We start from the raw sequence: 4,903 nt of genomic DNA, 5'->3' as shown, positions 1-4,903 counted from the left end.
ATATTAAAGTTGAATACAACGACCGCTACAAGCAATCAAGCACGTATGCAGCATTAGGATTGTTGGCAGCGTCTCAGGAGGATTATTCTCAGGCTCAACAACATCTACAACAGGCTTTGAAAATTTTTACAGAGTTTAACGATCATCACAATACAAGAAAAGTGCTTAATATTTTGAGTCACATTTATGAGGTGACTCAAAATGAAAGTTTATTATCATCTGTGTCGGAGATTTTGGACAGCATACCAGATGATGTGCAACGGATATTTGCAAAACTGTCCGATGATGAATAAGTCTCTCCTAAATCAAGCCTAAATTTGATAATCCTGTAGGAGCTGACCTTGCTTGTGCTTACCCTACGGGGTAGTCCTTGTTCCACCCTATTCCTTCTTCTCCGGTTCGGTATAATCACAAAATGTGTGAATGCCTAACTTCAACACCCACAATACCGTCACCGTCGCCAACGCCGGATTAATCGGCAGCGTCACCAAATCAATCACCCCCACAATTAACCCAGTCAACAACACCGCCTGCCCCGGCTTCTTGCTATACTCCTCCACCTGGGTACGAAAACTCTCATCCCCACAAACCTCCCGCCGCAGGTTCTGCAAAAATACCGCTTTTAGATTCTTTTTCTCCTCACCGTAGGCCGCCATCCCCGCCGCATCGGCCACCAGATCCTCAAAGCTAGCATCCAGTTCCCCGTCATGGTGGGCCAGGTTTGCTAAGGCAGGTTGGGCCGGGTCATAGGAACTGAGAAAATCCTGGGCAGTTTTCAATTCAGCAGGGGAAAGCTGGGCAGTCATGGGCAGCGGCGATTAAGGTCAGCCGCATTGTAGCTTGAGATTTAAAGATGGTCTCAATTAGCTTACCTATTGGCATACTAAAGATGTATTGAGAAAGATGTATCGAGAACGATAAGTTTTCTAGCATGAGCACTAATCAAGGCCCAACATCACGAATTACCTTCAATCCAGAGATCTTAGGGGGTAAGCCTATTATCCGTGGGTTACGCATTTCCGTTGCTATGATCCTAGAGCTTTTGGCCAAAGGAGCCAGCAACCAAGAAATCCTTGAAGACTACCCTGACCTGGAAATGGCTGATATCTATGCCGCCCTGCTCTATGCCTACCGACTCGTCGAGAGCGAGGAAGTATTCGAGCGAGTCGCATCTTAAGTCATGCGGTTTCTACTAGATGTCAATGCAAGCGGTGCCCTATCCTCAATTTTGCTTGAGTTAGGTCACGATATTGTCTGCGTAGCAGACATTGACCCGACAATGGCCGACAGTTCAATCCTGACATGGGCTGTTAAGGAAAAACGCATCATTATCACCACCGATTCTGATTTCGAGCAGATGATTTGGCTACAGGACAAGCCCCATCATGGTGTCCTACGGCTAGAGAATCTACCTCGGATAGAAAGAATTAGTCTGTTACGAGACGTTTTGGCTGACTATATTCAAGATCTGGAATCGGGTGCCATTATCATTGCTACCCAGAGAAAAATCAGAGTCCGTAGAAAAATGACCGATAGTTGATATTTGACCTAAACCATAGCTGACTTGGCTTGATTCTGATGAATCAACAAATAAGCCGACGGAATAAAATATAGAGCCAGCAGCGTTGCCCCGCCCAATCCCCCCGCGATCGCAATTGCCAACGGCGGCCAAAACCCGGTCGAATCCAGCAATAGCGGTGTGAAACCAACAATAGTCGTTACCGTCGTTGCCACCACATGCCGCGTCGCCTTCATCACCACCTGTCGAGTTGCAGCCGCATCTCCCTTACGCGCCAGCGGGTCATCGCGTAGCGCCGCTAATACAACAATTGAGTCATTAATGGCGAGACCAATCAACCCCAACGTACCAAGGATAGCCGTAAAGCCAAACAACGAATTAAACAACCACAGAGCCATAGCCGCTAAACCTACGGCTGCTACCGCAACAGCCGCTAGCAATCCAGCCAAGGCAAATGAGTTAAACGACAATACCAGCGTCGCTGTCATTAATATGGCCAAAACTCCCACGGTGGATAGCAAATTACCCACCGCAGATCCTCGCGCATCTGCCTCGCCACCGTAGCTGAGACGATACCCTGCCGGCAGCTCAAATCCCTGGGTTTCTAGCGTCTGTTGGAACTCTCCTAAGACAGTACTTGGCAAAGATCCGGCGGTAATAAATCCCTGAACAGTGTTGACCCGCTGGCCGTCACGGCGGGCAATGGTGCTTAGCTCTGGGCGCAGGTTAACCGAAGCCACGGCAGAAAAGGGAACTGTTGTACCGTTGTTGCTGAGCAAATCCACGGAAGTGATGCTGGCCAAGTCGCCCCGCTCTTGTTCCGGTAGCTGTACCCGCACAGGGATGTCTTCAGTGTCTTCGAGAATGGAACCGCCCAATTGACCATCGAGAAGAGTACTGAGCTGGGCCGCGATCGCACCATTATCCAACCCCACCCGTCTTGCTGCTGCTTCATCTACTGCCAACGCTAGCTTAGGCGACAGCTCACTCAACGTAGCACGCGTATGGGTGACCTGATCTACCTGAGACAATATCAGCCGCAGCTGATTTCCCAGAGTTCTCAACTGTTCTAGGTCCGGTCCATAGATACTCATTTCAATGGGGGCATCAAAGGGCGGTCCCTGCTCTAGCTGTTTGACCAGGATTTGAGCATCGGGGAAAGCGGCATCCAAGTCCGTTTGTAGCGTGCGAATGGTGCCTTGGAGATCGTCTGTTGAGTCCAGCTGAACAATACCCTGGGCGTACTCAGCCGCATTCCGACGACTGCCCACCACATTGTAGAAAAATGACGGGGCGTTTTTGCCTAGAAACCAGTGGATATCCTTGACCGCTGGGTGTTGTTGGATCAGCTCACGGATGGCTAAAGTTTGGGTGCGGGTGGTTGCGATCGCACTCGATGCTGGCCGCTCAATCTCAATCTGAAACTGGTCACGATTCGTTGGTGGGAAAAACTGTTGTGGCAGACTCGCAAACTGAACAAACCCGACCATAGGCAGCACCATGGCCACCAATATACCTACGATAGGCCGACGAAAAACAGCCCGCAGACTGCCTTCATAAAGGCGAGAGAGATTCTGATTGGACCACCCACCCACGCTCCAGTGGCGTGATTGAGGGCGTAATGGCCGCCACCGATAAACCAGACCGGCCAGGGCTGCAATCACGGTCAACGAAAGCGTCAACGAACTCAGCAGCGCTAAAATTACCGTACTGCCAATGGTGCCAATAAACTCTCCTGTGCCCCCAGGCGAAGTGGCAATGGGTACAAACGCCAGCACCGTCGTCAGTGTAGACGCCAGCAGCGGCACTGCCAGATGCTTTACCGTATCCCCTACCGCCACAGCAGGATGACTGCCACTTTGTAAATGCACCCGCACCTCATCCACTACCACAATGGCGTTGTCAATCAGCAGTCCCAGCGCAATAATCAGACCCGTTACAGACATTTGGTGCAGCGGAATCCCCAACACTTTCATGCTGCCAAATACCATGAGTGTCGAGAGCGGCAGCGCCAGACCAACAATCAAAGCTGAGCGCCATCCTAGCACCACCAGCGATATACCAATCACTAAAAGAGAACTGATTAGGAGATTACCAATCACTCCATTCAGTCGCTGTTGCACATACCGACTTTGATCCAGCACAATGCTGATGCCTAGGCCGTCTGACATCCCGGACTCAAAGTCACTGAGCACGTTTCTAGCCTGGGTGGCCCATTGATCTACACGGTATTCAGACTCCACCGTAGCCGCCACAACAATAGCGGATTTGCCATCAATCAACGCCAGATCAGAAACAGGCGTTTGTACCCCTTTATTCACCCGAGCAATGTCACCCAGCTGGGCAACTTGACCATCAGCTCCCACCCGAATTGGAATTCCTCGAATGCGATCCAACGAATCCAGAGCGCTGTCTATTTCAAACAACAGCTCAGTAGAGCTACCCCGTAGTTCTCCCGTAGAAATTTTCGCATCACTAGCCGAAATCTGTTGCGATAGACCCTGAGCAGTAATCCCTAACTTCAGCAAATCAGCCTGACTAATTTCCACCCGAATCTCTTCATCCGGTTCTCCAAACAGTTCTACACTGTCAGTCCCAGGTAAGTTACGCAGCTCAGCTTCTAAGCCCTCTGCCACCCGCCGCAAAATTGGATAATTCACTGGCTGATCCAATTCCCACGTCAGCCCCACAATCAGAGCGCTAGCCTTCACTTTTGCATCTTCATACTCAGGCCGACTGGCCTCGGCAGGCAGCTCAGGAATTACATCATCAATTTGGCTACGTACCCGCGCCCATACGGGCTCAACATCAGGAATCGTATCCTTTAGTTCCACCGTCACCACTGAAATCCCAGGGCTAGACGATGACCGAATCTCTTCTACTTCCTCAATATCCGACAACTCTTCTTCGATTTTGTCAGTTACTAAAGACTCTACTCGTTCAGCACTGGCTCCTGGGAGTATTGTGGTTACTGTTGAGACGCGCTGAACTATTTCGGGGTCCTCCAGCCGGGGTAATGATAAAAAGGCTGATAGGCCCCAAACGACTACTAACGTTAGTGTTAAAAATAATAGTTGTCGATTTCGAAAGAAGAGATTAAACATAAGTCGATCAAGAAAATAATTCTTAGTTGAGACTTTGCATGGGAAATATATTGGTCAGCTGGTGGAGAGTTTAAAGGTGTTGCTTGGGGTCCCTTCGAGTTCCCCAAACCCCCTGAGCAGGGCCGGGACGCCGCCCTACAACCCAACGTACTAGGTTATTCCTAATAGCGTTAAGTTGGGGGTTACGGCGAGGTCGATTATTCAGGTTAACTCCTCGTGTGAGATGGTTTTATAAATTGAGCTTCATTTCTGAATTGTCTGCAGAAACCAGTCCAGAAGC

The 4,903-nt window shown here is 49.9% G+C and carries 5 protein-coding genes; 3 read left to right on the top strand and 2 right to left on the bottom strand.

What is annotated here, in order from left to right:
* Nucleotides 1-293 (top strand): hypothetical protein (locus tag IQ260_RS27710; RefSeq protein ID WP_228016490.1); only part of this gene is annotated, 293 nt, incomplete at its 5' end.
* An 87-nt stretch (nucleotides 294-380) separates the two neighbouring features.
* On the opposite strand, the gene IQ260_RS27705 is transcribed toward IQ260_RS27710, so the two are convergent.
* Nucleotides 381-806 carry a hypothetical protein gene (locus IQ260_RS27705; protein WP_193996303.1) on the bottom strand — a complete coding sequence of 142 codons (426 nt, stop codon included), beginning with the start codon at nucleotides 804-806 and terminating at the stop codon, nucleotides 381-383.
* A 125-nt stretch (nucleotides 807-931) separates the two neighbouring features.
* Here IQ260_RS27705 and IQ260_RS27700 point away from each other — a divergent pair, with 125 nt between their 5' ends.
* Together IQ260_RS27700 and IQ260_RS27695 are read left to right on the top strand one after the other, a co-directional pair.
* Nucleotides 932-1,177 carry a DUF433 domain-containing protein gene (locus tag IQ260_RS27700; RefSeq protein WP_193996302.1) on the top strand — a complete coding sequence of 82 codons (246 nt, stop codon included), beginning with the start codon at nucleotides 932-934 and terminating at the stop codon, nucleotides 1,175-1,177.
* A 3-nt stretch (nucleotides 1,178-1,180) separates the two neighbouring features.
* Nucleotides 1,181-1,540 (top strand): DUF5615 family PIN-like protein, encoded by a 360-nt coding sequence (locus IQ260_RS27695; RefSeq protein ID WP_193996301.1) that lies wholly within the window; start codon nucleotides 1,181-1,183, stop codon nucleotides 1,538-1,540.
* Between the two features lie 8 nt (nucleotides 1,541-1,548).
* Here the strand turns inward: IQ260_RS27695 and IQ260_RS27690 are convergent, their stop codons facing one another.
* A complete protein-coding gene (locus IQ260_RS27690) occupies nucleotides 1,549-4,623 on the bottom strand; it encodes an efflux RND transporter permease subunit (RefSeq protein WP_193996300.1) in 3,075 nt (1,024 codons plus the stop codon).
* Nucleotides 4,624-4,903 lie beyond the last annotated feature (280 nt).

The organism is Leptolyngbya cf. ectocarpi LEGE 11479 (assembly GCF_015207065.1).
Lineage (GTDB): Bacteria > Cyanobacteriota > Cyanobacteriia > Phormidesmidales > Phormidesmidaceae > Leptothoe > Leptothoe ectocarpi.
The sequence above is the reverse complement of the archived record's forward strand: the minus strand, read 5'-3'. Positions and strand labels throughout refer to the sequence as shown.

Coding starts and splice junctions, on each gene's coding strand:
- IQ260_RS27705 (WP_193996303.1), bottom strand. CDS start 806: ATGACTGCCCAGCTTTCCCCTGCTGAATTGAAAACTGCCCAGGATTTT.
- IQ260_RS27700 (WP_193996302.1), top strand. CDS start 932: ATGAGCACTAATCAAGGCCCAACATCACGAATTACCTTCAATCCAGAG.
- IQ260_RS27695 (WP_193996301.1), top strand. CDS start 1,181: ATGCGGTTTCTACTAGATGTCAATGCAAGCGGTGCCCTATCCTCAATT.
- IQ260_RS27690 (WP_193996300.1), bottom strand. CDS start 4,623: ATGTTTAATCTCTTCTTTCGAAATCGACAACTATTATTTTTAACACTA.